At 59.0% G+C, this 25,853-nt stretch carries 25 protein-coding genes; 11 read left to right on the forward strand and 14 right to left on the reverse strand.

The features are described 5' to 3' along the window. Window positions 1–136: 136 nt before the first annotated feature. Both GRI44_RS05295 and GRI44_RS05300 read left to right on the forward strand, forming a co-directional pair. Window positions 137–880: a Crp/Fnr family transcriptional regulator gene (locus tag GRI44_RS05295; protein ID WP_232842973.1), complete on the forward strand. Its 744-nt coding sequence runs from the start codon at window positions 137–139 to the stop codon at window positions 878–880. Further along, a complete protein-coding gene (locus GRI44_RS05300; protein WP_160600359.1) occupies window positions 877–1,647 on the forward strand; it encodes a sulfotransferase family protein in 771 nt (256 codons plus the stop codon). The genes GRI44_RS05295 and GRI44_RS05300 overlap by 4 nt, the downstream gene beginning before the upstream one ends. A gap of 121 nt (window positions 1,648–1,768) precedes the next feature. Here GRI44_RS05300 and GRI44_RS05305 read toward each other — a convergent pair whose 3' ends face one another. Beyond that, the gene (locus GRI44_RS05305; RefSeq protein ID WP_160600360.1) at window positions 1,769–2,002 is read right to left on the reverse strand and encodes a hypothetical protein; all 234 of its coding nucleotides are present in this window, start codon (window positions 2,000–2,002) and stop codon (window positions 1,769–1,771) included. Window positions 2,003–2,056: 54 nt separating this feature from the next. After that, window positions 2,057–2,479, reverse strand: coding sequence for a DUF4932 domain-containing protein (locus GRI44_RS05310; RefSeq protein ID WP_160600361.1), 423 nt, complete (start codon window positions 2,477–2,479; stop codon window positions 2,057–2,059). 191 nt (window positions 2,480–2,670) lie between these two features. On the opposite strand from GRI44_RS05310, the gene GRI44_RS05315 reads away from it, so the two are divergent. From GRI44_RS05315 to GRI44_RS05325, 3 genes are read left to right on the forward strand one after another with little or no spacing between them, the layout of a single operon-like run. Beyond that, a complete protein-coding gene (locus GRI44_RS05315; RefSeq protein ID WP_269800986.1) occupies window positions 2,671–3,423 on the forward strand; it encodes a M90 family metallopeptidase in 753 nt (250 codons plus the stop codon). Then, window positions 3,414–3,608 (forward strand): hypothetical protein, encoded by a 195-nt coding sequence (locus GRI44_RS05320; protein ID WP_160600363.1) that lies wholly within the window; start codon window positions 3,414–3,416, stop codon window positions 3,606–3,608. Before GRI44_RS05315 ends, GRI44_RS05320 begins: the two co-directional genes overlap by 10 nt. Further along, window positions 3,601–4,119 (forward strand): hypothetical protein, encoded by a 519-nt coding sequence (locus GRI44_RS05325; protein WP_160600364.1) that lies wholly within the window; start codon window positions 3,601–3,603, stop codon window positions 4,117–4,119. The genes GRI44_RS05320 and GRI44_RS05325 overlap by 8 nt, the downstream gene beginning before the upstream one ends. Here GRI44_RS05325 and GRI44_RS05330 read toward each other — a convergent pair. The 3 genes from GRI44_RS05330 to GRI44_RS14060 form a co-directional block, all read right to left on the reverse strand. Continuing rightward, a complete protein-coding gene (locus GRI44_RS05330; protein WP_232842974.1) occupies window positions 4,104–4,688 on the reverse strand; it encodes a ferric reductase-like transmembrane domain-containing protein in 585 nt (194 codons plus the stop codon). The genes GRI44_RS05325 and GRI44_RS05330 overlap by 16 nt on opposite strands. A gap of 64 nt (window positions 4,689–4,752) precedes the next feature. Next, window positions 4,753–5,166, reverse strand: a complete 414-nt coding sequence (locus tag GRI44_RS05335; RefSeq protein WP_269800973.1) for a mannitol dehydrogenase family protein — start codon at window positions 5,164–5,166, stop codon at window positions 4,753–4,755. Further along, the gene (locus GRI44_RS14060; protein WP_269800974.1) at window positions 5,156–5,326 is read right to left on the reverse strand and encodes a mannitol dehydrogenase family protein; all 171 of its coding nucleotides are present in this window, start codon (window positions 5,324–5,326) and stop codon (window positions 5,156–5,158) included. Before GRI44_RS14060 ends, GRI44_RS05335 begins: the two co-directional genes overlap by 11 nt. Before the next feature lie 208 nt (window positions 5,327–5,534). Between GRI44_RS14060 and GRI44_RS05340 the strand changes: the two genes are divergently transcribed. Beyond that, entirely contained in the window at window positions 5,535–6,404 is an 870-nt protein-coding gene (locus GRI44_RS05340; protein ID WP_160600365.1) for a hypothetical protein, read from the forward strand. An 890-nt stretch (window positions 6,405–7,294) separates the two neighbouring features. Beyond that, complete coding sequence (locus tag GRI44_RS05345; RefSeq protein ID WP_160600366.1) at window positions 7,295–7,723, forward strand: hypothetical protein; 429 nt, start codon at window positions 7,295–7,297, stop codon at window positions 7,721–7,723. Between the two features lie 284 nt (window positions 7,724–8,007). On the opposite strand, the gene GRI44_RS05350 is transcribed toward GRI44_RS05345, so the two are convergent. From GRI44_RS05350 to GRI44_RS05360, 3 genes are all read right to left on the reverse strand, one after another. Beyond that, window positions 8,008–8,163: a hypothetical protein gene (locus GRI44_RS05350; protein WP_160600367.1), complete on the reverse strand. Its 156-nt coding sequence runs from the start codon at window positions 8,161–8,163 to the stop codon at window positions 8,008–8,010. A gap of 683 nt (window positions 8,164–8,846) precedes the next feature. Continuing rightward, complete coding sequence (locus GRI44_RS05355; RefSeq protein ID WP_160600368.1) at window positions 8,847–10,250, reverse strand: sigma-54-dependent transcriptional regulator; 1,404 nt, start codon at window positions 10,248–10,250, stop codon at window positions 8,847–8,849. A 2-nt stretch (window positions 10,251–10,252) separates the two neighbouring features. Further along, the gene (locus tag GRI44_RS05360) at window positions 10,253–10,900 is read right to left on the reverse strand and encodes a heme NO-binding domain-containing protein (RefSeq protein WP_232842975.1); all 648 of its coding nucleotides are present in this window, start codon (window positions 10,898–10,900) and stop codon (window positions 10,253–10,255) included. 145 nt (window positions 10,901–11,045) lie between these two features. Here GRI44_RS05360 and GRI44_RS05365 point away from each other — a divergent pair, with 145 nt between their 5' ends. The 3 genes from GRI44_RS05365 to GRI44_RS05375 are packed head-to-tail and all read left to right on the forward strand — an operon-like array spanning window position 11,046 to window position 14,943. Further along, window positions 11,046–12,293 carry a polysaccharide biosynthesis/export family protein gene (locus GRI44_RS05365; RefSeq protein WP_332872366.1) on the forward strand — a complete coding sequence of 416 codons (1,248 nt, stop codon included), beginning with the start codon at window positions 11,046–11,048 and terminating at the stop codon, window positions 12,291–12,293. Beyond that, entirely contained in the window at window positions 12,293–13,717 is a 1,425-nt protein-coding gene (locus tag GRI44_RS05370; protein WP_160600369.1) for a GumC family protein, read from the forward strand. The genes GRI44_RS05365 and GRI44_RS05370 overlap by 1 nt, the downstream gene beginning before the upstream one ends. After that, window positions 13,672–14,943, forward strand: a complete 1,272-nt coding sequence (locus GRI44_RS05375) for an O-antigen ligase domain-containing protein (RefSeq protein ID WP_160600370.1) — start codon at window positions 13,672–13,674, stop codon at window positions 14,941–14,943. The genes GRI44_RS05370 and GRI44_RS05375 overlap by 46 nt, the downstream gene beginning before the upstream one ends. A 64-nt stretch (window positions 14,944–15,007) precedes the next feature. On the opposite strand, the gene GRI44_RS05380 is transcribed toward GRI44_RS05375, so the two are convergent. The 4 genes from GRI44_RS05380 to GRI44_RS05395 are packed head-to-tail and all read right to left on the reverse strand — an operon-like array spanning window position 15,008 to window position 19,258. Next, window positions 15,008–16,042, reverse strand: a complete 1,035-nt coding sequence (locus tag GRI44_RS05380; protein WP_160600371.1) for a glycosyltransferase family 4 protein — start codon at window positions 16,040–16,042, stop codon at window positions 15,008–15,010. Then, complete coding sequence (locus tag GRI44_RS05385; protein WP_160600372.1) at window positions 16,039–17,025, reverse strand: glycosyltransferase family 2 protein; 987 nt, start codon at window positions 17,023–17,025, stop codon at window positions 16,039–16,041. The genes GRI44_RS05380 and GRI44_RS05385 overlap by 4 nt, the downstream gene beginning before the upstream one ends. 26 nt (window positions 17,026–17,051) lie before the next feature. Beyond that, window positions 17,052–17,981, reverse strand: a complete 930-nt coding sequence (locus tag GRI44_RS05390; RefSeq protein ID WP_160600373.1) for a glycosyltransferase family 2 protein — start codon at window positions 17,979–17,981, stop codon at window positions 17,052–17,054. 2 nt (window positions 17,982–17,983) lie between these two features. Beyond that, window positions 17,984–19,258 carry an oligosaccharide flippase family protein gene (locus GRI44_RS05395; RefSeq protein ID WP_160600374.1) on the reverse strand — a complete coding sequence of 425 codons (1,275 nt, stop codon included), beginning with the start codon at window positions 19,256–19,258 and terminating at the stop codon, window positions 17,984–17,986. A gap of 160 nt (window positions 19,259–19,418) precedes the next feature. Between GRI44_RS05395 and GRI44_RS05400 the strand changes: the two genes are divergently transcribed. Continuing rightward, window positions 19,419–20,975 (forward strand): WecB/TagA/CpsF family glycosyltransferase, encoded by a 1,557-nt coding sequence (locus GRI44_RS05400; RefSeq protein WP_332872384.1) that lies wholly within the window; start codon window positions 19,419–19,421, stop codon window positions 20,973–20,975. On the opposite strand, the gene GRI44_RS05405 is transcribed toward GRI44_RS05400, so the two are convergent. Together GRI44_RS05405 and GRI44_RS05410 are read right to left on the reverse strand one after the other, a co-directional pair. Continuing rightward, a complete protein-coding gene (locus GRI44_RS05405) occupies window positions 20,969–22,630 on the reverse strand; it encodes a hybrid sensor histidine kinase/response regulator (protein ID WP_160600375.1) in 1,662 nt (553 codons plus the stop codon). The two genes, GRI44_RS05400 and GRI44_RS05405, sit on opposite strands and share 7 nt — an antisense overlap. After that, the gene (locus GRI44_RS05410) at window positions 22,623–25,598 is read right to left on the reverse strand and encodes an ATP-binding protein (RefSeq protein WP_160600376.1); all 2,976 of its coding nucleotides are present in this window, start codon (window positions 25,596–25,598) and stop codon (window positions 22,623–22,625) included. Before GRI44_RS05410 ends, GRI44_RS05405 begins: the two co-directional genes overlap by 8 nt. Between the last annotated feature and the right edge of the window lie 255 nt (window positions 25,599–25,853).

Genomic DNA, 25,853 nt, shown 5'->3' on the forward strand with positions numbered 1-25,853 from the left:
TGATTTTTATAGCGGAATCGCCAAGGTTGACCAACCGCACAAGTAAAGGGTGAATTTGATGGGCGTTACCTTGCAGAAGGCCAATACGGGACAGAACCCCATTGCGGGGCAGCATCCCAAAACCGGCCGCTTTTTGATGAGCCGTCTGCGGCACGCCATGACTGTCGGCGAGCAGGATTTGCTCGAAAGCCTGATCTACAAAACGCAAACGCTCCAGGGCGAACACATCCTTATTGAACGCGGTGATTTTTGTGATTTCAGCACCATGCTGATTGAAGGCTATATGCTGCGCACCATTCGCGATGGTGATGACGAACAGATCGTGGGACTTCAGGTTCCGGGGGACTTTGTCGATATGCACGCCTTTGCCCTTAAGCGGCTCGACCACGATCTGGTTGTCATCGGCGAGGCAAATGTTGGCTATGTCCGGCACGAAGACCTGAAGCGCGTGTTGCAGGATCAGCCACATCTTGCCCGGCTTTTCTGGTTCAGCACGCTTCTTGACGCTTCGATCCACCGCGAATGGATCATGAAATCCAATCAATTGCGGGCTGCAGGCCGGGTCGCTCATTTGCTGACCGAAATATGGTATCGGCTGCGCATGGTCGGATTGGGCAATTCCAAAGGATTTGACACTCCGCTGACACAAATACATCTGGCCAATATCTGCGGCATGTCGACCATTCACATGAGCCGCAGCTTGCGGGATTTGCGCGAAGGCGGAGCGGCAGAGTTCAATCGGGGCCGAATTACAATACTCGATGGGGACAAACTCATCGCTCTCGGCAAGTTCGATCCGGCGTATCTTTACGGTGAAGGCGGGCTTGAGGTTGGTGATGCGCTGAACATTGACGCGTCTGAAAGCCTGCCCCTCTCGTGAGAGGTTTTGCAGGTCGATATGTCTTTGTTGCAGGGTTGCATCGCACCGGCACCAGCCTGGTTGCCAGCCTGATCGCGCAGCACCCGGAAGTGGCCGCTATTGTCCAGTCACCCGCGCCAGAAAACGAAGGGTGCTATCTGCAGGGTGCAATCCCCCATACCGCCATGCATGGAATACCCGGCCATTACGCCGCCGACCGCCGGCAGCACCACGTCGAAGGTTCGCGCCATGACACATTGGCGGTCCAACAGCGTATCGCGGCCGATTGGGACAGCTGGTTTGAGCCGGGCGGCCAATGGCGGATTGAGAAATCGCCCGTAAACCTGACCCGAATGCGCCTTTATCAGCAGCTGTTTCCCATGGCGCAATTTGTGATTGTGCTGCGGCATCCCGAAGCCATGGCAGCGGCCCTTGCGAAATGGACCGATCAGCCTGCGGCAGAGCTGATCGAATACGCCCTCGCAGCGTATGAACTGGCCCTGGAAGATGCCCGATACCTCCACGCGGTGCTGTTCGTAAGATACGAAGATCTGGCTGCCGACATGGCGCAGCTCATGGCGAAGGCCGATATGTTCCTGTCACTGGATGAGCACCAGCGATCGACGACCGTGCACAACCGCAACAAAGAATATCTGGGCTGCCAGGCGATGAACGAAAAGCAAAGCGAACGCGCACTTGCATTTGGCTATCTGCCCGGACTGGATATTCAAAAAAGCACCCTGCATTCCCATCATCCCTTGCGAAGCATTCGGGACCAGCTGCAATAACAACACACATGGCGGGCTGCTGACGCAGGCGAAGATTGCGTTCCCCGATGGCCGGACGAATGCGAGCGGATTGCAGAAGCGCGCTAATTACAACATCCATAAACCCCCGCCATTGGCAGCATTATTCCGTTTCGATCTCCGGCAAATTTCGAATCAAGGCTGGCAACACACCAGCAACCGGTGCGCCTTTGGCTCTTGCTCGGGTAAGGCTCAGGAAGTGCTGCTGAAATTGAGCGAAACGGGTGAAGCCGCGATTGTTGACCATAATATGCGCCACTCGGTTAGCGATCATCTCCGCTTCGGCCTCAGGCAAAAGATCGTGGGCGCGAACCGAAACGAGCGCCCAATTTGTCATTTCGGTGAAGATACCCGAAGCCTTGCCATATCCCCGGGCGATGTCATCGACGGCCTAATTGGCAAGCCGCGGCATCGCTTGCTGTATCTCGCTCGCATACGCATTGATGGTCGGGTTGATGTAACCGTGATTAAGTTCGGTGAACAGGATCAGCCCGCGATACAGCTTGAGCGCTTCCGGCGTCAGCCCTGCATCGCCTTCTTCCGGATAGGGTAAATTGACATGCGGCATAAGCTGGCGAAAGCCATCCTGATCGAATGTACTGACCGACTGATTATATCCAACCAGCGGCGAAAACAGACTGCGCGTATGATCATAGGGCGCGACTTCCGGAAAATTCGTGCCCAGCCAGGCGATCATGTCATCCACGCTTACGTCATTTCGCAGATATGCAATTTGCAATGCGTAAAGCGGCACATGGCCTGCATAAAACTGGCTGAAACCCGTTGCCCCGGCAAAATCCTGCAGTGCATCCATAAAGTGCAGGAGATCGTTTTCTCCCCAGTCGGCAACCGGACGAGAATTCAACGTCTTTCGCCAGTGATTCGAGCGAATTATCACCCGGCTCCCTAAAACATGGACCGGACCTCACTTATCTCTGCCGGATGAACCCCTTACTCCTGTTTCTCGTCCCCCTGCTGATTGCTGCATTATTCTGGTTTCGGCATATGTCACGGCAGCGAAAACGTGCCCGGCTGCTGGCGACACCGCTGACTTCGGAACAAAAGCAAATGGTCGAGAAAATGGTGCCGATTGTGCGCCGTTTGCCAGCATCCCTGCGCCCCGGACTTGAGGGGAAAATGAATGTCTTCCTCGACCAGATTACCTTTCGCGGCGATGATGACCTCGAGGTTACAGAGGAAATGAAACTTTCCATCGCAGCGCAGGCCTGCCTTCTGGTCGTCAACAGCCCGGCCTGGTACGATACGCTGAGAAACGTACTGGTCTACTCCTCGGCCTTTGACACGCACCGGCCCACACATGACGGCTATGTCGTCCATGAGGACAAACACACATTGCTTGGTGAAAGCTGGGTCCGGGGACCGGTTGTTCTATCGTCCGCCCACGCGATGGAAGGTGGCCTCAACCCCGAAGATGGCCATAACCTCGTCATCCACGAATTTGCTCATCAGCTGGACAGTTTGACCGGGCATACGAACGGCATCCCCATCCTGCGCAAAGGGCAAGCGTATGCGAGTTGGGAAAAAGCCATGTTGGAGGCGTTCAACCAGCATGCCGAAATGGTCGAACGCGGGCGCGCAACCCTGATCGACCCTTATGGCGCCAGTGGACATGAAGAGTTCTTTGCCGAAGCGATCGTCACCTTCTTCGAAAAACCCGCAGCGTTGCTGCGCGAGGAACCGGCGCTTTATGCACAATTGTCCGAACTGCTGGCGCTGGATCCGGCGCAATGGAACTGATGAATTTCTTGCCAAATGCAGAACCGCTTGAAGCCGGTCTGCTTTACCCCCGCAGGTTCGGTTGCGCGGCAGCATTGGATGCTTCCCATGCACACGAAGCTGTTGCGGGCCTTCGTGGAGGGTTCGCATTTTCGCTCAAGTCCTTTATGGGGACGGTTCAATTGAAAGGGTCCTATTATGCGTAAGGTATTTTTCGTAGCGGCATTGGCTGGCACAGCCATGACGTTGAGTGCGTGTTCACAAGGTGCTGACGATGCGGCTGAAACGGCTGTAGAAGACAATTCCATGGCCGCCGCCCCTGATGCATCAACCGCTACCGAGAAAGCTGGCGGCGTGGCTGATGCTAATACCGCCACTGCGGAACAGCTGGCAGCAATGAATGGGATGACCCCCGAACGCGCGGCGGCGATCGTTGCTGGACAGCCCTATGCAACTGTGACCGATCTGAATGCGGTGCTTGTCGCGAACATGACACCAGAAGAAGCCACTGCCACGCTTTCGCAGCTATTTGTGCCAGTCAATCTGAACAGCGCCACCCGTGAAGAAATCGCGCTCATTCCCGGAATGACCGACCGCATGATCGGCGAATTTCTGGAATATCGTCCCTATGCCGATATGAATGAATTTGACCGTGAAATTGGTAAATATGTCGATGAAGCGGAAGTGGCGCGGTTCCGTAATTACGTCACTCTCTGACGAATTTGCAGCCATACTCTGACGAATTCGATGGCGGCCAGCACTCCGATATGGATGTAGGCCGTCATCGGATCGTAGGCTGACAGGGCCCAGTGCACAAAGGCCAGGATCGTCGCGGGATAGACAAGCCGGTGCAAGCGTTTCCATGATCGTTTGAGTGCGCGGACTGCAATGTCATTGGACGTAAGGGCCAGTGGCAGGAACAAGGCCAATGCCAACCAGCCGGTCAGAAATTCAGCAGCGAAAAAGTCTTCGAAAATGGCATCAATAGACGATTTTCTGGCCAGATATATTATGGTGTGCCCGGCGGCATAAACGAAACTGGCCACCCCAAAATCGCGCCTGCGCCGCATCAGCCAGATAGCCCAGGGTCGCTTGCGGAATAACAGCCGGATCGGAGTGACAAAAAGCGTCACCATCAATAACCATGCCGCCCAGTCTCCGCTATCAGCGATGATGTGGCCATAACCGTAATCTTCCGGCCGCACGAACCATCGATAAAGCATCCACAGTCCGGGCAGAGACAGGCCGAGCCAGTGCAACAAACGCGAATGTAAGATGTCTTTCATGAAGATTACTGCGTGGCGGGAAGACTGCTGCAAAGCAAGCCGGTTCCGCAGGCCCGAACCGGATTCAGACCTGTCCGCTAGGATAACTTTGGCCGGGCAGCCGGTTTTCTCCCGACACAGGAGTAGCTGACAGCGGGCTATCGGCAATTTCACCATATCCCGGCCACAGAATATCTGGTTGACCGTACCCACTAAAACAGCGGGCCATTACTGCCGCCCTGCCCCCGCCAGCCCCTAGCCTTGTCAATTCATTCCCATGAGGATCATCAACAAAACCCCCGTCTTCAAGATGCCATAACCATGCGTCAAAGCCAGTTGCAAGCGCGAGAGCAGCCCGACCGCGCCGGTGCAGAGCCAGTGCGGTATCCAGCCAACGTTGCGGAATTTTCTGGGTGCCATCCATGGCAATCTGGGCCAGCTTGTGAAGCAAGGCCGGATCATCAAAACGTGCAAGCAACTGGTCGGCATTAAGCGTCAAGGTCCAACCCCTCGACTGCCTCGATAGTCTGCAATGCTTCCACCTTCAGGACCTGTTCGGCAAGCTTGCGAGGCACAGTGTCAGCCATGGCTTCATGAACGAATTCATGGCCGGCGCGCAGGCCGCAATAGGCCAGCAAGGAATGCGCGCCATTCAGCATTCGCAACTTCGCCGTCTCGAAAGGGTAGCTGGACACAAAAGCAGACCGGCAGCTGAAGACCCAGAAGCGGACATCTGGTCAACTCTGGTAGGCCGCATCCGATGAACAATGCGACGAACAAAGGAATATGCTTCGCTGAGATGTTCTGCACATGCGAAATTCGTGGGGAATACTTGCGGGCAGACCATTACCTAGGCAAACTCCTGCCATGAAACAGCAAATTTTCGTTGTCATGGCCAATATTATCACACTTTCGTGCGCCTTTTTGGCGTTTCCGGCTACGGCCGCTCCACCTCCTCCGGTTCCGATACCGCCCACGCTTGAGGAGCCGATAGACGGCTACGATATGCGTGAGCCATTCCAGCTGTGGCGATACTGGGTAGAAAGCAAAAAGGGACCGGTAACAGAAGCCTTGCTCGCGGAGCCCGAAGTGCTTGAGGGGCTTCGGCATTACGGACTGTTGCTGCGTTTTGAGCAGAGTAACGATTTTGGCCATGGCCTGACTGGCGAGATCAGAGTTTACTGCCAACCTACGCCGGGTTCGCTTTATGATCCGCTTGCAGAGACCTGTCTTTATATTTTGCGGCGCGCGTATGTGCCATTAAATGTCGCGAACAACGGAGAAACAAACCCGCTATCGGAATGGGCACTCGCCAATTTCGATCCTCAGAGGCTTGCCACTCACCTTCGTGAAATCGGATTGTCGCCTAACACTCACTGGTGGTCAGCGGATCGGGAGGCGATGTTTTCAGCTGCGGCATCACCTCTTGCAGTACTCACCGACAACGCCGAGGTTACCCGCCTGGACTCAACCGAATGCCCGGAGATCGAAGCGGCCATTAAGGCGCTGGAAGGAAAATCGCTTGGCGGTGTCGTCGATTTTGTCACGGTCGGCGAAGATAGGCCTCTTCGTCCCCCTCCGCCGCCGCATGCTGTCAAAACCAACTATACCATACATCTGCGCGGCAACGGGGGTGGTTATGCCATTCAAGGTTGGGGCGGACCAGCCGAGCAAATGGCCAGACCTATCCTTGAAGCAGCAAATACTTGTGCGCGGGCTCGGAAAGGCGACAACTAGCGTAGATAATCCGCGGGGTAACTCCCGTGCCTTACTAGGCTTTAGCTTCCGCTTCCCACCCAGTTTTTGACGTTTCAGCCGCATGGAACCGCACCTGAAAGCTGACTGTCAGCTAACGACCCAACAACGGACGTTCGGCAGCGAGCCTAAATTCGTCGATCCAGTCTGCCCTATCCGTTCAGCACCGAGCTTCAATCAGCTGCAATTATTCTGATAAGACCGGAACGGCAAATCTGGAGAGGGGGCTATAAGTGAAGGCGGAATGGATCACACCATTCCGGCTCACCCTAAAAACTAGCCACTCATCCTCAATCCCAATGAAGCTGAAGAAAATGTAGTAATTTCCATCACTTCCAAGTGATATCCGCTGAAGCGATTTTTCGACATCGTTCTGTGCGTATGCGGTGCTGCTGTAGCACACCTCTATTTTACCTATGGCCCCATTCAAAGAGTTCGTTCTGGATGCATTGCTGAGATTCACACCGGTCCTAGTTGCCTCGGATAAACTCCCGGGGAAATCGGCACATTCATCTTTTGACGTGCAAGATGGCAGCACCAGTGCGGCGAAAACCAAAAAGAATAACTGACTTCGAGGGAACTTCGATGCTGCCAAAAGGCATGGTCCTAGCTGTTTCGGTTTTATGGCCATCGAAACCCCTTGTGCTTTGATCAGGATTTTAACTTGATCAACTAACACATGACCATGGTAAATCTGAACTTCTTCACAAGGTAGTGCGAATCACGAAACAAGCGAACGTATATGTTGAGGGCGTTTGACGTCTGCATTCCACCCAGTTTTTGACCTCCCAGCCGCTTGGCGCTGGTCCTAAAAGCAGACCGTCAGGAAGCGACCCACTTGCAGCCATTCAAATGGCTTGCCAATATATCTTATGTCGAAGTTATTTCTTGTCTTGATAGTGCTTCTCGCCACCTCCTGCGGGAAAGGTGGTCACGAGGAAGCCACCAGCTCCAAAGTGCCGCCTCTCGTTGCCGCTGCGCATAGCGTGTCCTTAGAGTTTCCTCTCCAGTTTGATTCCAATGATACTCAGCCAGGCTATACGAAAGTCGCTTCTGCCGACAGCGAGACCCCCGACAAGCTGATCTCGGCGTTGGTGTCGTGCAGCCCCAGCTTGGCGTGGATCGAGAAGACGAGCCATACCATCGCCATAATAATCCCTTCTGACGAAAGCGAAGTCTGGAAGGGAGTGAAAGGTTGGCGTCCGAGCGACGAAGACATAATCGCTTGCGTCAAGGACAGCGCCAACCAGCCTTTCTTTTACCGGAAATTGCCGACGGGCATCGAGACCTACAGCCAATAGTGATGTCAGCTTCCCACTCGGTTTTTGCCGTTTCAGCTGCTTGGAGCCGCACCTAAAAGTGGACCGGCAGGACAGCGACAACATTGTGGACGTTGCCGCCCACCTGATCCGCCAGTAACAAGGTGTATGGACCAAGATTTTCCGCCGAGTTGGGTCAGCTTGCAGTATCCCTGGATGCGTCGCGATCTTCTGATCACCTTGCGTGAGCTCTGCACTGACGAACCGTGCAGGCATTGGTCAAACCAGCGGGAAGAGGGACTCGTGGTCGGGTTTGACGAAGTGATTCACTTTTTTTCGATGACCATGTCTTTGACGCAGGCGAAATAGGCCGTTCGCTTTTCGATGCGGGTGAAGTCAGGCTCATCGACGCCGTCAAGGCTCCACTGAACCGCATATGCGATGACCTTCCGGAAGGCGACGACAAGCAATCTGTTGCTCACCCACAGTGGGAAGAGGTCAGGCGTTCAAGTGCCATAGCGCTAGCACTGATGCAGCCACGTTGAGAGACAGCTATCCACCCAAATTCAGACATTTTGCGTCGATGTTCCGAGACCCAACAGCGGCCATTCGAAGGCGATACAACAAATCTGAATGACCGGCCGCTTTCGGCAAGCTGATTTAGCCAGCGCTATGTCCGCTTTGTTGCGGCGACCGGTTGAACCTACCTCACGAATGCGGGTTAAATCATGGCTTGGGACGCATGTTGGCTTTGCTAATTCTGGGTGCCTGAAGCCATAAAGTCGGCACACTGTCGAGAGGCTGACCGCGGCGCTCATCTTTGTCCTGTTTTCTTCTAGGCAAAAGGATCATTACAAGTGAAAACACGGAATTGGTGCGCCCGACATGAGAGTAATGGGCACTGTAATAATTGGGAAATTCTTGTCACCCTACCTTTATGAAAGTAATTATGCACCCTCATGCCGCACGTTCAGGGTCGATCAAAATTTCTCTGAAAGCTGTCGCTCAAATCGTCGGAGAGCGGCGAGATGTGATGCGAGACATTGCCGACTTTGTCACATAAGAATTTACGCGAAAATTATTGGAGCTCGGCGAGAAGCTTTCTCGTTAATGCTGAGAAGATAACTGCACTGCCAAAGCTACACCAAAATCAAGTGGCACTCGCCTACTCGTTCCATTTCTCAAGCTTCCGGTAAATCGTCGAAGGGTTCACCGCGAGACGCTTCGCGGCTTGAGCAATGTTGCCATACTGCCGCTCGATGGCTGCCTCGATGACTATCCGCTCGATTTCGGCAAGCGTCAGTCCGTTCAGCCCCGAAAGATCGACAGGGAACGGCCCATGGGGATCGGCGGGACGCGCCGCTACCTGCAAAGGCGGGAACGCGGTCGAGGCGCCGCCCGCCATTCGGCTCGCTGCACCGTGCGGGATATTGACCTCGATGTCGGTGTCCGGTGCCGTCACTATGGCCCGTCGCAGGGTATTTTGCAGCTCGCGCACATTGCCCGGCCAGGCGTGTGCCAGGATCTCGGCGCGGCTCGCCTTGCTTAGCTCCATCTCGCCTCGCCCTTCCTCCTGTGCGATTGAGGCCGCGAGGCGTCCTGCAAGCAGAAGGATGTCGTCCCCGCGTTCTCGCAGGGCGGGCAAATGCAACGGGATGACATTGAGACGGTAGAACAGGTCTTCCCGGAACCGGCCCTCGCTTATCTCGCGGAAAGGATCGCGGTTGGAGGCGCACACGATGCGGACATCCACGGGTTCCGCGCGGGAAGAGCCAACCTGCTGGATCATGTCGGTCTGCAGGAAGCGGAGCAGCTTGACCTGCAATTTGAGTTCCATTTCGCAAATTTCGTCCAGGAACAGCGTGCCTCCATCAGCTGCTTTGGCCGCGCCGATGCGGTTTTCGACGGCTCCGGTAAACGCGCCTTTCACATGGCCGAACAATTCGCTTTCGAGCAGGTTTTCCGGAATTGCACCGCAGTTGATGGCGACAAACGCCCGTCTGCTGCGCCTTGAAGCGGCGTGCAGAGCTTCGGCCGTCACTTCCTTCCCGGTGCCGGTTTCGCCTGTGACGAAGACAGCGGCACGGGAATCGGCAACCTGTTGGATGGTGCGATACACCTGCTTCATTGCCGGGGAGCGCCCGATGAAACCGTGGAAGCGATCGTCGTCCTTCGGCAGCCCTTTCGGTGTCTTGTTTTCCTTAACCTGCGCCTGATCGACAGCTGAGCGGATCGTCGAAAGCAGCCGCGTGCCCGAGACAGGCTTTACGAGAAAGTCGAAGGCGCCCAGCCGCATGGCCGCAATGGCGCGCGAAAGCGAGCCGTCCGAAGTGATGACGATGAAAGCAGGTGCATCGGCAATCCGAGCCTGGAGAAGGGTCAAACCGTCGCCGTCCGGTAATTGCAAATCGAGCAAGGCTGCGGCGAATGTCCCGCCCGAAAGAGCTTCGCGCGCCTCTGCTAAAGTCGTGGCAAGCTTTACGAGGTAACCCGCCTCTTCGAGCTGGGCGGCGTAGCCCAGGGCCAGCGAAGGGCTATCTTCGATAATTAGGACATTTGGTTTCGCCATAGTTACCCCGTCAGTGCGAATTCGGCCTGTGAGCCGTCTTCGCTTGCTGTGATCCATTTGAGTGTGCGGTCATCGCCGAAGTGTTTCATCGCGCCTGCGACGAGACCATGAGCAATATGCGCGAAGGGGCGGTGCGACGAATATTCGACTCGCAGCGTCGAACCCTCGCTATGCGCGCGCACTTCGGGCGGCCGCGCATCGGGATAAAGCACCCTCACCTCTTCATGAATGTGATCGCCAACATGGCTCAGCAACTCCTCCGCCGTTTCATAGCGCCCCACAATGTCGGCGTAGAGGACTGTGAACCGTTCGAACAAGTAGGAGCCGAACTGATTGCACAGATCGGCAAACTCGGCACCGCTTTCGCGCGAGGCAGCCTCGACTACGCGGACCGCCTCCTGCCACGGATATTGCCCAACACGCGTGTAAGCACCCCCATGTTCCAAGCCGGCATCACCCAACACCTTTTCGGCAAAAGCCGGACCGCCCGCCTTGTCGAGGAAACCGACCAATTCGGAAAAAACTATACCCTTCACGCGCCACTCCTGCTGCATTGTCTGAAGGCTTGTCCAATGCAAGAAACGTGCCTGAAGCCCTTTCGTCCGGGGGAGCCTCAGCATCGGCGCCCCGATCATTGCAAGATGCGCCATATTTTCGCAAATTGCAAAGGTCGCTCTTGCAAAATGCAGCAGTGCGGAATGGTGAATTGCAACGGAGGCAAGCCTGAACGGCGCATTTTTGCGTTTGGCACGATGCTTGAAAAGGTAGCCGGCGAACCTCTTTTGGAGATGCGTCGTGACCTTCGCTTCTATTCCTGCCCGTGCCGCCCTGTGCGTGTCTTTTGCCCTGTTGAGTGGGTGTATTTCCGGCCCTGCGCCTGCAAATCATCAATCGGCGCTCTACGCACCGCAGCAGGTTGTCGGCTCCCACAGCGGTCAGCCCGAAGGTGACTGGATCGCTGCAACACCTCTAGCTCGCGTTTCGCCGGCTTGCGACTGGCCCGCCCCGCGCGAGCTGAACACCTATCGCAAGGCACAGATCAACGAATTTGCCTCGCAAAGCGCGCCGCTGGCCCCCGGCGACCGGCTGTCGATCCGTGTCTTGGGCGACAGCGACAATCTTACAGGAACCTATGTCGTCGATATTGACGGCGCCGTCCGCCTGCGCGGGGTCGCCCCTTCCCGCGCAGGCGGCGGCACTTTGTCCGATTTGGAAGCCACACTGCGCCAGAGGCTGGTCGAGGCCGGTATTGTACGAGCGCTGCGCAATTCGGTCACCGTCTCGCTGGTAGAGGCCGCGGGTGTTTCTGTCGCTGTTACCGGCGCGGTATTCGAACCCCAGGCTGTCTGGGCCGGCGAACGCACGCCGGAAAGCCGGATAGGCTTGAAGGAAGGCGATGCGAGCGGCGATGCTAATGTTTCGCGCTCGGTCGCAACGGCCATTCGCGCTGCGGGCGGCGTGCGCCCCGATGCCGACGTTCAGCGCATCTACCTTATTCGCGGCGACGCTTTTGTCGAGCTCGATCTGTCGGGCCTCGTCCATGGTTGGCGCGCCGATGATATCGAGCTGACCGCAGGCGACCGGATCATCGTGCCAAGCCGCCAATGCTTCAACGCCGACCTCGTCCGACCGACTCCCCTCACGCCTCCCGGTATTCGCGTCTACATGTCGAACCTCACGCGCAGCGCAAACAACAATGCCGGTGCTGCCATCGGCAAGGAAACGACGTCGCTTCCCTATGGCACGCGGTTCCTGCAGGCCCTTGTCGCTGCGAACTGTGTGGGGGGCAGCTTCATGCAGTCTGATCGCCGCGCGGTCCTGATTTCCCGCAATCCCTTGAACGGGCGCAGCGTGGTCATCGAGCGCGACATCGAGAAGCTCGTGCGCGAAGCGGATCGCGATGCCTATGATCCCTATCTCATGCCGGGCGATGCCATTGCATGCTATGACAGCCGCTGGACCAATCTGGCTGAAGCGATCGGGCTAATTTCCCAAGGCGTGAGCACGGTTACGCCAGCCATCTTGCTGGACAATGCGCTGTGATGGAAGCTGCTGCCATTACCAGCGCTCCGCCGCCCCCACGCTTTCTGCAGCGCGCCTGGGTGGTTGTGCGCGACGGGCTTCCTTCGGTCGGCCGCTACAGCCGCTATCTTGTGGCGCTGGCAGGGCCCCTCGCTCTCATCTGGGGCATTACGGTCGCCTACGTTCTCTTCGCGCCGGACCGCTTCGACAGCCGAATGACGCTGATCCTGCCCGGCACCGGTGTAGGAGGTTCGCTGAATCTCGAATCCATCGGCCAAGCGACGACCAACACTTCGTCGGCTTTTTCGAGCACTTCGCTGAGCCCGACCGAGAACTACAAGCGACTGCTCACGTCGGACATCGTCCTGCGCGAGGCGGCCCGCCGCGCCGAAGAGGAGGAGGGAGATTTCCTGGCTCCGGCAATCAAGTTGATCGACCAGACGAACCTCATCGAGGTCGAAATGCCTGCCGGCGATCCCGCACAGGCCCAGAAGCGCATGATCGCGCTGCAGGAAGCGTTTCTCGCCGCACTCGACAAGCTTCGTGCAGACGAGGCTGTCGCACGCGAGGATGCGGATGCATCGCGCATTGCCGAACTCGAGGCCAAGGTTGAAGAAGCGCAGAAGGCCCTGCTCGATTTTCAGGGCGAGACCGGCCTCGTCTCGCTCGACCAGTTTGCCGGACGCGTGACCGCCCTAGACCAGCTTAAGGCCAGTGAACGCGACCGCCGGGTGCAGCTGGCCGAAAGCCGCGGCGGGGCAGGTCGGCTTGCTTCTTCGCTCGATATCTCGCTCGGCCAAGCGCGCATGGCGACGCGCCTCAAGGCAGATCCCCAGTTCCGAGAACTCCTGTCGCGCTATGCGGCGGTTGCCTCGCAGCATACCGAAAGCGGGGCGACGTTGGGGGATGCCCATGCAACCATGGAAGAGCTCGCAGCAGAGCGCGATGTGCTGCGTTCCGCTCTGGGTCGGCGCGGCGCTGAAGTAAGCGGTGCCGGTGCTTCGCAGGTCCTTTCCTTTGCCGACCTTGCCGTCACCGACACGCGTGAGCGCCTGTTCGCTACGCTTACCGAACGCGATGCAAATGGCAGCGGGCACAAGGCAGCACTGGGCGAGCTGCGCCGGCAGATTTCCGAGCAGAATAGCGATACAAACGAACTGGTGGGACGGGCCTCGCGTTTGGCCGATCTTATGCGCGATCTGCGCGTAGCCGAAGCGGTCTTCAGCTCGGCACTGGCGCGCTTGGACACGAACAAGTCTGATCCCTTCGCTTCCTACCCGCTCGTCCAAACGCTTGAGGCTCCTTCGCTTCCCCGCGCAAGGTCGGCACCGTCACCGGTTTTCGTATTGGCAGGTGCAATTGCTGCCAGCCTTCTTACTCTCCTGGGATTTATGCTGATATGGCTGCGCCAGCCGATCATACGCAAACTCCTGCCGAACGCCTGACCGGCCGAGCGATAGCGGCCACCTGGCTGCTCTGGCTGGTCGGCGGGCTTTACATCGCTGGCCCGGTGATCGGATGGTTGCTCGCCGCGCTGGTCTTCGTTGAGCTTTACCTTGGCCGCAAGAGCCTTGCGCTTATCCCAATCACAGTCTGGATCTGGCTCGCCGCAATGGCAGCGATGCTCGTGATTTTGTGGGTTGGCCACAGCAATTTTTCGCTCGGCACCGGGCAGACCATCAAGAGTTCGATTGGCTGGGCGAAAGGCTGGGCGCTGATCGCGCTTTTCCCGCTTGCCGGGGCGGTGCTGGACATTCGCCTGTCCGTTATCGTCCGCGCGGTCTGCCGTCTGGGCATGTGGACGCTCATCATCCTGCCACTGTTCCTGGCCGCTCCGTCCATTGGCTTGCCCGAAACTCTATGGGTATCGCCTCTGCGCGTGGTCGGCGGGCCGGGACCGGAATATTTCGCGACAATCCTTTACACGATCGAACCGGGTACAGGCACGCCGCGCTGGCAGTTCTTCGCGCCATGGTCGCCTGCTGCAGGGATGGTCGCCGTAATCTACCTCTTCATCGCCGCGCAGGAAAAGAGCCGGTCGTGGCGGCTGGTCGGGATAGCGGGTTTCCTTGCCATAGCGCTGCTGTCGCAATCGCGTCTCGCCCTCGTCGCCATTGCCATCGTCGCGCCGATCGTCTGGGCCGCTGCGCGTGTGGACCGCGGATGGCTGTGGTGGCTGGGCGCTGCTGCCGTCCTGGTGATCGGCCTGTTCGGCTTCGAACTCGTCGCTTTCATCGAACAGCTCGCTGCTGATTTTTCATCCGCCCGGGCAGATTCCAGCCGCGTGCGGGCCGCGCTCGGCCGGATCGCGCTAGAGCGGTGGGAGAACGAGGCGTTCTGGTTCGGTCACGGCGTTGTGGAAAACGGGCCGCATCTGGTCGAATACATGCCCATCGGAAGCCATCACAGCTGGTATGGGCTTCTTTTCGTGAAGGGGCTTCTCGGCGCACTTGCCCTTGCTGTTCCGCTCTTCCTGACGCTCGGGCGCCTTGCTTTGACGGCCAGGGCCGGGGCGGTCCAGTGCACCGGTTTTGCACTGATCCTCGTGCTGGTTCTCTATTCCTTCGGCGAAAACCTCGAGATCCTGGCCTACCTGTTCTGGCCCGCTCTGCTCCTGATTGGCAAGGCGCTTGCCGCGCCGCCTTCAGGCGACATGGCTACCACCCAATAAAAACCGCCCGCCGGGACCGTTTGGCGGTCGAGGCGGGCGGTCCTTGCCAGGCCTGGGGTCGCAATCAGGCGCGGGCAAGCTCGTTGTATTGGTGGGAGCGATGCTCTTTCGCGGGCGCAGCCGCACGCTCGATGACTTCCTTCCAGCCGCGAATGATTTCGTCGTGCTGGGTTGATACGCCGGCCCGCGCTGCGCGGCCCAGCGCAGTAAGGTCCCTTTTGATGAGGTCGCTGACGGCGTTCGCTATTTCCTCTGCCGTCCCTAGCGGCGCAACCAGCCCGCCGCCCGCCCAGGCCTGTTCGGGCAGGCCGTCGACATTGGCCACGAGGATGGCTCGGCCAGCCATGCGCGCTTCAGTGGCGACAAGCCCGAAGGATTCGTGCTTTGAAGGCATAACCACAACGTCGCATTGTGCGAGCCACGGTGCCGGATCACCGCAAGCTGGCATGATGTTAACCTGAGGGATAGCGTTGGCGAGAACCGTCAGCGCTTCCTCATCAGGGCCTCCACCGAACAGCGTCAGCTCGACCTCGTCGTGGCGCAAGTATCCGACTGCCTCGATCAAGGCGCCAAAGTTCTTCTCCTGCGAGAAGCGTCCATAGGCAAGCAACCGCAATGGGCCGCGATGCTCGATCCTGTCGGGCACGCGGCTCAGCTCGAAGCGCCCGCTCCAGGGAAGGATGGTCGTGACTTTCCGCGCGGGAATACCTGCCTCGACCAGCCATTGTGCCTGCGCCTGCGAAACGGATATGAGCTCGTCTACTAAGCCCGCCGCCAAGCGAAGCAGGAGCCTGAATCGCTTTGGGGAGGTCACCCGCAGCTGCTCGAAAGATCGCGTGTAGCTGTGTTCGACCTGGACGATACGCGCCTGCAGATTGCGTTTTCGCAGGGCTGCCAGATAGGGCAGCCGGCTCCAGCAGGGCGGGACATGGATGACGATAAGATCGGCGTCGAGGAGAGGCGCATCGCTCATGTTTCGCTGCATCGCCAGTGTTGTCGACCGCGACAGGCGGGTCATCGTCGGCTCCTCGAACAGAGAGAGGGCACGGCTCACCCCGCCCATGGCGAAGTCGTCGAGCAGGTGGACGATACGGATCATGCTGCGGCTTTCAGAAATGGGCGCGCCAAGCGCTGGAAGTTTTTCGGTCCGGCCACCTGGGCCACACAAATCGCTGCATAGGTCGTTGCCGATTTGACCGGTTCTTCGAAAATGATGCGCAATTCTGATCGCATCGCACGAGCAAAGAAGTCCCGGGCCAGCGCGGCATTTCCAAGCTGCACCGAACGGCGGGCGAGATAGCGCAGCTGGTAAGCGCGGGCGCGAGGTCCGTGGCGCGCCACCAGGTCTGGAGCATTCGTCCTCGCGATGTCGAGCATGCGCGACCAGCTGAGATACTGCTTGACCACGTTCGCGGACAAGGCGCCGCTGATGATCCGGTAATCGGTCAGCAGGCCCTCGATGCCTTCAAATAGCACGCCATGAATCGAGGCGAGACGCACCCAGAGCTCGATGTCTTCCGACTGTCGGAAGGTCTCGTCGAACCAGCAGGTGCGGCTCCGCACGTCAGGATGACGAAACGCCGCCCGGTCGAGCATTATCTTGCGGAAGACTGGCGCGCTGCCATTGCCGACTGGGTTGCGGCAGAGAATATCGGCCTCGCTTACACCGGTAAGTTTGGGGCGCATGGCGACCTTCATGACCTCTCCATTCTCGTCGATCAGCCGCGATCCGGAATAGCTCACGCCGATGTCGGGATTGGCCTGGAGGTGGACATAATGAAGCAGCAGCTTATCCTTGTGCCACCGGTCGTCGGAATCCAGCAGTGCGACGAACGGAGCGCTGGCACAGGCGATGCCTGTATTGCGCGCGCCGGCGAGGCCCCGGTTCGGCTGCGACACGATGTGGATGCGCGGATCGTCGAAGGTCCGCGCGATTTTCACCGAATCATCAGAGCCGCCGTCATCGACGATAATCAGCTCGAAATCGGTAAAGGTCTGGTCCAGAACCGATTGGATCGCCTCCTTAATATAGGACTGCACATTGTAGACTGGCATCACGACGGACATGCGGGGCAAACTCATGGCAAGGTTCCTTCAAGACTCGATAATCAGGCGAAAATTATGGTTCGTGCGCGTTCGGGAATGACGCTGCCGGCGATGGCCGCGCCAAGCGTCATCAAACCGCGACTGCCATTCCCGAGGAAGGCCTTGCTGTCGCTGGCAATCCCCTGGCGGACAAAATCGCGTGCCAGAGCCATGGTGGTTCCGGAACGCAGTGCACGGCGCGCGAGGTAGCGGCAGTAGAGTGCCTCGCCGCGCTTTACATCGATTTCGTGCGACCACTGCTCGGCCAGCTTTCTCCATCCGGCCAGCATCGCCTGGAAGTCGCAGCTCAGGCCTTCTGCGCTCATGCGGTAGCCGACAAGCGTTTCGGGAATGCCGCGCAGCAGGCGTCCCCCGCCGACCAGCCGGGACAGCAAGTCCTGGTCCTCGACATGGCGCATCTGGCGGTGGAAGCCGCCGATCTCCAGAAAGGTGTCGCGCTCGATCACAAGATTGCTCATCGTGCATACGACATTCTCAATTACCACATCCTCGAGCGCGCAGTAACCTTCGCGGACGGTGGAGCTTGTGCGGCCGGCCCTGATCTTTCCGGGCTTGTCGGGGCAGAACGCAATCCGTGCGTAGCTCGCCTCGATCGCTGGATCGCTGTCATGCAGCGCGCGGTGCCTGGCCAGCTTGTCGCAGTGCCAGATGTCATCGGCGTCGAGAAAGGCGAGATACTGGCCGCGCGCCTTGGCAACCCCTAGATTGCGAGCAGCGGAAACCCCTTGGTTCGGCTGGGTCGCGACCTTGATACGAATATCCGTAGCTCCCTTGCGAAGCACGACAGGCAATGTCAGATCTTCCGATCCGTCGTCGATGACGATCAGTTCGAAATCCTCGTCGCTCTGGGCAAGGACGCTATCGATGGTCTCTTGGATAGTCAGCTCGGCATTGTAGGCGGCGATCACTACGGAGAAGGTTGGGTCGGTCATGTTCAGAATCCTTTCGAGCTGGCGATGAGGCGGAGATTGGGCGAGCGACCGGAAAGGCTCGCAAGGGCAGCAGGGATGAAGATGGCGGCAAGCCCCGCTCCGTAGCCGAAGCACGCCCAGGCGAGACCGGTGCTTGCACCGACTGCGAGACCACCGAGAGCGGCAGCGCTGGCAAGGGCAGTGATGAGGGTTTCGGCCTGCGGCCTGCCCGAGGCGCGATAGGCGGCGCCGACAATGGAGCCGGCGTAAAGCGGTAGAGCAGCGCAGGAGAGCATAACGATGTAGGGCGTTGCCGCGACCCAGTAGTCGCCGAAGACGAGCGGGACATAGAAGGGCGCAAGCAGGGCCTGTGCCGCGACAACCGGCGCAAGCATTGAAAGGCCGGTGGCGAAGGCCTTGCGCAGCTCGCGGAGGGCATGTCTGGCCTTCGCCCTGGCGAGATGCGGGAAGATCACCAGGTTGCAGGCGGCCACGAAGCTCTGTGTAATGCCGAGCCCGACGTTGAAGGCGAAATAGTAGATGCCAAGCGCTTCTGTGCCGAGCATCGCGCCGATCACCAACTTGTCGCCGTGCAGGCGGGCTGCGCCCAGCATTTCCGTGCCAAGAATCGAAGGGCCGAACACGGAAAATTCCCGGATGGAGGCTTTCGGCATGGCCGCATCGAGCCGCCAGGTAGAGCTTGTGCGGGCCATGATCGTCCAGATCGGGGCCGCGAGGAGTTTCGGCAGGACGATCGCCCATGCGCTGGGCCATACGATCACGAGCGCCACGGTGAGCAGGCTGTCCGCCATATTCTGCGTCGCGGTGATGCGGGCTACAATCGCCATGCGGTTTTCACGCATGGCGAGGAAGATATGCACCAGGCCCGGGGGCATGGCGAAATAGACGAGCGACAGCACGGCAAGCATCGCGGCGGCCTCGCCAAGATCGAAGATAGCGTAAAGCACCCCGGCAACGGCGAACTGGATCGCCGCTACGCCGACGCAAGTCATCCAGAAAAGGCTGTGCGCCATGCGGCAGAGAGCTGGCAGTTCCTCGCGTGTGGCGAGAATCAGGCGCTGCCCGATGCCCACATTTGCAAGGACACGGACGAGCTCGAAGAGACTAAGCGCGAGCGCTGCCGCACCAAAGATTTCGGGCGTGACGCGTCGCGCGACGATCAGCAGCGCCCCGAGGCGCACGACACGCGTAGCCGCCTCGGCCGAGCCGAACACCATCAGGCCCCGCACGAGCGGTGCGGCCTGGATGGCGGAAATATGGTGTTGAAAAGCGGTCATCTATACCTCGGGTTGCGTTCGCCGAGATCAATTCAAGGACCGTGCCAAATCTCGTAACCACGCAAATCCGGGGTTCGCGCCCCCTGTCGGTTCGAGCATTTCGCAGCTTGCGGCACGGAGTACGCAATATGCGTCGATCAACCATTGCAAATTGCAAAAAGTGATGGAGCGAGACCAAGCAGGATCTCGGGCGCCGCAAAAAAAGTTAGTCAAATCATCAATTTGCTGCGTTTGGCATGGCGTTTGCCCTGCTCAGTGGAAATCCAACTGGAGGACCGCTCAAATGAAACACATGCCTGAAACAGCGCTTCGAACTGCTGCCTATCCCGTCATATTCCCGATGTCCGAAGTAGATAGGGAAATTTCGTTCAGCGAAATCAAGATCTTTGGTCTCTCGCTGTCGAGCGCGTCGCCTGAAGTAGCTGCATCGCACATTGTTGGAAGGGCGGTTCACGGGCGGAAGACCACCGTGAATTTCATCAACGCACACTGTGTCAACGTCGCCCGCAAGAGCCGTTCCTATCGGCGCGCACTGGGACAAACCGACTTCCTGTTGCCCGACGGTTTCGGCATAGAAATCGCAGCGCGGATGTCCGGCCTTGAAAAGCCGGAAAACCTCAACGGTACCGATCTCTTCCCCCTTATCTGCAGACGCGCAGCAACCCAGGGTGCCAGCCTGTTCCTGCTTGGCGGACTGCCGGGCGTGGCCGATGCCGCGGCGGCTTGGGCTTGCGGGCAGTATCCCTCGCTCCGCATTCGTGGAACGCAGGACGGCTACTTCGACAAGCAGGACGAAGATGCCCTGGTTGAACGTATCAACCGTTCGGGCGCCGCCATTCTTTTCGTAGGGTTTGGCGTACCGCTTCAGGAGAAATGGATCGCGCGCAATCGTCATCGGCTGGATGCTCCTGTAGTGCTGGGCGTTGGCGGATTGTTCGATTATTACTCAGGCCGAATTCCGCGCGCTCCTGCCCCCATCCGTGCCACCCGCTGCGAATGGGCGTGGCGCTTCGCGATGGAGCCGCGCCGGATGGCTGGTCGATATCTGGTCGGCAATGCGATATTCCTTGCCCTCGCCGCCTTTGAGGCCGCGCGCGTCACTGGAATGGAGCGAATTGCAGGCCGCGCCGCAAAGCGCGCGCTGGACGTGGTCGCAGCAACGCTTGCCCTTGTCGCTTTGCTTCCCTTGTTCATGGCCACTGCGCTAGCAATCAGGCTGGAAGATAACGGCCCCGTATTCTTCCGTCAGAAGCGGATCGGCGCGAACGGGCGCACATTCTCGATGATCAAGTTTCGCTCGATGTACACCGATGCCGAAGCCCGGCGCGAAGCCTTGCTGTCGCGGTCCGACCGCGCCGGGCCCTGCTTCAAGATGCAGGACGATCCGCGCATCACGCTGGTCGGCAAGCTGATCCGACGCCTTTCGATCGACGAGCTGCCCCAGCTATTCAACGTGCTGGGGGGATCGATGTCCATCGTCGGCCCGCGCCCCGCCCTTCCGGCCGAAGTCGCACAATACCGCGGGCGTCAATGGGAACGGCTTTCGGGCAAGCCCGGTATTACCTGCAGCTGGCAGGTGAAGGGGCGTGCAGAGATCCCCTTCCACCGGCAGGCAATCATGGACCGCGCCTATTTGCGCCGCCAGTCGCTGATGACCGACCTCAAGCTGATGGCTCTTACAGTCCCGGCCGTGATCGGCGGTCGAGGGGCTTACTGAGCCCCTTCCACCAGCGCGGTGTAGAGGTCATCGATGGCAAGGAGGCAGGAAGCGACCGCCTTGCGGAAGACTTCGATCGACGCGTCGCCTGACGGTCTGATTTCGCGGTAGTGGGCCAGCTCCTCGACGATGCCGATGGCACCGACGTTGAGAGACACGCCGATTAGCGAGTGGGAGGCCATGGAAAGTGCCTCCTCATCGTCGGTATCTACGGCGGTGAGGACATCGGCAGCATAGTTCGAGATGTCGGTTTTCGCAGCCTGGCGCATGCGCTCGCGATAGGCCTTGGGCAGGTCGAGAAATGCTCTCCGGAACAAGTCGTGATCGAAACGCGCCGCATCCAGCCCCACATCGCGGCTTGATATCAAGGCTGTCTGGATCGCTGTTTCCAACGCCTCCCGTCGGACCGGTTTCGCAAGACAGGCCGTCATCCCGGCCGACAGCAGGCGTTCGCGCTCGGATTGCAGGCTATGGGCGGTCACCCCGATGATGGGCGTACGCGATGCGGGGCCGGCAAGACCTCGTATGGTCTGCGTGGCCTGTTCGCCGTTCATGATCGGCATCATGACATCCATCAGGACGAGATCGAAGCCCACCCGCCGCACGGCCTCGACCGCGGCAGCGCCGTTTTGCACACAGGTCACGTCGCAACCCAGTTCCGCCAGAAGGCGCTCCATCACGTAGCGATTGCTTTCCGTGTCTTCGGCCACGAGTACCTTGGGCCGCTCCGGCATGAGCGCACCGGCTAGAGGTTTTTCAATCGAAGTGACCCGCTGGGCCAAAGCGGGAAGATCCGCCTCGTCCTGAGCGGCTTCCTCGATAAGCCTGGAGGCCACTTCGCCCAGCTGTTCGGATGCCGCCCGTGCGACTGCCAGATCGTCTCCGGCTTGCCCTCCGACATCGCGCCTGAGCAGTTCAAGCGCGCCCGAGAGTGCCGCCAGCGGTGTACGGATCGCATGGGCCATTTCGGATATGAACCGATTGCGATCGGCGAGGGCACCCTCGACCCGGCCCTTTGCAGTTGAAAGCTCGCTTTGCAACCGCGACAATTCGGCAAGCCGCCGCTCGGCCCGCAACTGAAGCGCTCGGACCTGCCGTTCATTGCGGCGCTCCTCGGTCACATCACGCACTGTGGCAAGGAGATATCCCGGGCGGGTTTCACTGTGCGATTCCCGCCTGATCGACCAGTCGAGCCAGCGTGTTTCACCGGTATCCTGTCGCACTATCCGGTGCCCAAAGCGATGGGCGACGCCGGGCTCCATCTTGCGGAAGAACAGCATGCCTTCGCGCATCATCCTTTCGCGGTCAAGAGCGTGCAGGCTGGCCATCAGACTTTCCAGCGTAGCTTCTTCGCCCTCCGGCAAACCCAGTATCGTAGCGGCGCTGTCCGAGACGGAAAAACCGCGTTCGCGCTCGCCGTAGATCGACGCCATCAGGACAGTAGAAAGAGCGCCCAGCAGCAATGAACTTTCGATCTCCAGCTTCTGCGCAAGCTCCTTTTCGCGCAGCCCCAGATCCTGGTTTGCCTTGAAGAGCTCCTTCATGCGCTTCTCAAGCGCGGTTTCGGCCTCGCGCAGAGCGCGTTCGCTGCGCTCCAGACGGGCGGCAAGGATTTCTGCTCTCTGCGCGGGTGGCAGGTCCTTCAGGTCAGTCATCCCCATAGTCGCCCAGAATTGCTGCAAGACGGGTGGCAAGTTCATCAGGCGCCATGCGGATGAAACCTTTCCGGGCTGCCTGGGGCTCTTTCTCGCTTACCAGGATTCGCAAGGCAGACGCGGTCGACGCCAAAGCCTCGTGATCGTCGCTAAGCATGACATCCGCCGCGGGCTCCTCTGGATCGGCGATTGCAAAGCCGCAGCCTTCGGCGATTGCTTCTGCCCGCACGGCGAGCGACGCCTGCCTGAGATCAACGCGGATAGTGCCCCGCGCCGCTTCGCGTTCGGTTTCGGGCGCAGCCGGCGCGAGAGGGACCTTGAAAATCATCCTCGTGCCGCCCGCCGCCGCCGCCTCGGCCTCGACCGTCCCTCCTAGATCGGTCGCCAGCTGACGGGTTATCGAAAGCCCAAGCCCGCTACCGGAACTGCGGCCCAGCGTATCGGGCGCGCTGCCGGAAAATGGCTCGAAAATTGCCTTCATGCGCTCCGGGCTGATCCCGCCGCCTGTATCCGTAACCGAGAAGGTCCATATTGCGCCATCGCCCTCAGGGCCGGTGCAGGCCAGCGTGATCCGGCCGGCAGAGGTAAACTTGACTGCATTGGAAACGAAATTGGCCATGATCTGCTGGATGCGCCCCGGCTTTCCGATGGCGGCCTCGTGCGAACCGAGCTCCAGGTTGATCGACAGGCCCTTTCTTCTCGCCAGCGGGCGGAACAGCCCGGCAACACGTTCGACCAGCGCCGCCGGGACGAATTTGATTTCCTCTTCCTCGAGGCGATCCTGCTCGTTCCTGGAGCGGTTCAACGTCGCATCGAGTGTTTCCAGAAGCACGCTGGACGATTCCTCGATCAGGGTCAGTGCCCTGGTGCGCTCAGCATCGGACCTCTCCCGGCGGATCTGGTCGATGAGGCCTAGGATACCCGAAATCGGTGTGCGGATTTCGTGCGAGATGACTGCAAGGATTTCGCTGCGCGCGCGTGCTTCGGCCTTGGCTTCTTCAAATGCACTGACGAGGGCCTGAGCACTTGCCTTCTGCTCTGAAATGTCCTGCAGGATCCCGTAATAGCCGATGAGCTCCGGTTCGCCGCCATCGACGCCGTCAGCGAAAACGGTGGTGCCGCGAAGAAGGGCGGGAAAAGATTTCCCGTCGGCGCCGACCGCGATCGTCTCGAACGAGAAATCTGATGCCCTCTTTATCGCTTGCGCAATGTCGGCCATCGCCGCTTCGCGGCATTCCTCTTCGATTAGCGCCGGTATCGCCGACAGATGCAAAGTTGCCTCCTGAAGGCCAAGCCGGTCTCGCAACCAAGGCGAAATCGTAACTACCATGGTCGTTGGATCAAGTGCGAAATGGCCCGCGTGGGCGCTAGATTGTGCCATCTCTAGATAGAGCAGAGAGTTCTCTGCCTCGCGCTGAGAATTGCGCAAGCTGGTGAGGTCATGCGCGATATAAGCTGCGCCAAAAGTCTCGCCGGTTTCATCGACAAGCGGGATAAATGTTTCCTCCAGCCATGCCGAAGTACCGTCATCGAGAACCCGCTCGCGCATTCGCATTTCCGAGCGCCGCCTGCCATCATGAAGCCCGCTCTCTGCGGCAATGAATTCGGGCGCAAGGTGCTCGATCGCACCTTGCCCAAAGAGGCTGACTGCTCCCTCGTTCGATCTGACGAGAACGCCGTCGCGATCAAACAGAATCATCGCGTAGTTTTTGGCCGCATCGACCAGCGCATCGAAGGAGCGGCTTTCTCGCGAACGGGCTTGCTCGAGGCGGTCCTCCATCTTGTCGAATGCGCGTTCGAGCTGGTGAATCTCATCGCCTTGGCTTTCAACTCCCTTCGGGTCGCCGATTTCGGCAATGCGGTTGGTCCGAACCGCGAGCCTGGAGATCCGCTTGGCTATGGTCCGATGGAAAACCACAGTCAGAATGAGCCCGATGAGCAGCGCACCCGGGAGGGCCACGAGGATAACGCGCTGGGCAATCGCCCAAGCGCGGTCGCCCAGTGCTTCTTCCGGAAGGATCGTAAAGACTATCCAGTCGGGCGCTTCCAGCCGCTGGGCTGCAACATAGGCCCCCAGCGTTCGCGAATATTCGACAGGTTGTTCGGTCTTGCGTTTCAGATAGGGGACGAGGCCGCGCAGCATCGGATCGCTAGATGCGGAAAGGTCGATATTGGCGGCGAGCCCGCGCACTGTGCCCTTGGCCAGGGCAGAATGATGGATCAACTTGCCATCGCTACTGGCTATGACAGTCGTTGCCCCGTTGAGCGGGGCTTGAAGGCGCTGGGTGAGATTGCCGAGCGGAATGCTTATGCCCCACGCCCCCAGATGCTTGCCATCCACTCGAAAGGGCAGCATGCAACCGGTTGTCCAATTCCGGCCAGTTGTGTCATAGATTGGCTGCTGGAGGCTGGTGCAGCGCATTTCGCCCTCCGGGTTCTCCCGAGGCGAGGTGATGGTGCTGAATTCAGCATCCTGGAAATCGAAGTCGGCCGGCGCCTGACGGTAGAAGCCAAGCTGATCCTCACGGGTCGGAGCGTAAATCAGCAAGTCGTTGGAAGGCGAAAAGAAATAAAGGCTCTCCATGTCGCTCGGCAACCCGCTGGACATTGCCTTGAGCGTGTCGAATGCCGCCATCACAGTTTCGCGTCGCTCGCTCGAGAGCCGAGGCGCGACAAAGCCGCCGAACCCGCGCAACATCATCGAGCCAGGCAATTCGGTCCCGTCCCACAATTGCGCGCGAGAGTGGTAGGCTCCGTTAGCAGCTTGGGTGAAAACAGTCCCGAAAGGAGTTGTCTCCTCGGCGCGTAGCCGCTGCGCCATCAACGTTGCGGCTTTGCGCTGGGTTTGCGCTACGAGACTGAGGTCCTGACCAAGCTTATCTGCAACCGCATCGTTTGAGACGACAAGTTCCGACGCAGCATCGGCCCTGAACTCCGCGATAGTCGATCTGTAAGTAAAAAACGCCATGCCCCCAATTATGAACGCTACGATCGGGAAAGCGATCAACAGACCTCGTAGTGAGAGCGACATGGCATCACACTCGCGCAAACGCGCTATCTTAACAACTGTAATCGCAATGGCATTTGCAGTAGACTTCTGCAGGTAATTTTCACCCTGCACTTAATTCGGCTGTCAGGAAACTTGGAAGTAAGCGACATGTCCGAAGACCGCGGCCCAGTGAATTGATAGTCAGAAACCAGCCCCAAAGCTGTCATTCGGAGC

This window comes from Allopontixanthobacter confluentis, from assembly GCF_009827615.1.
GTDB lineage: Bacteria > Pseudomonadota > Alphaproteobacteria > Sphingomonadales > Sphingomonadaceae > Allopontixanthobacter > Allopontixanthobacter confluentis.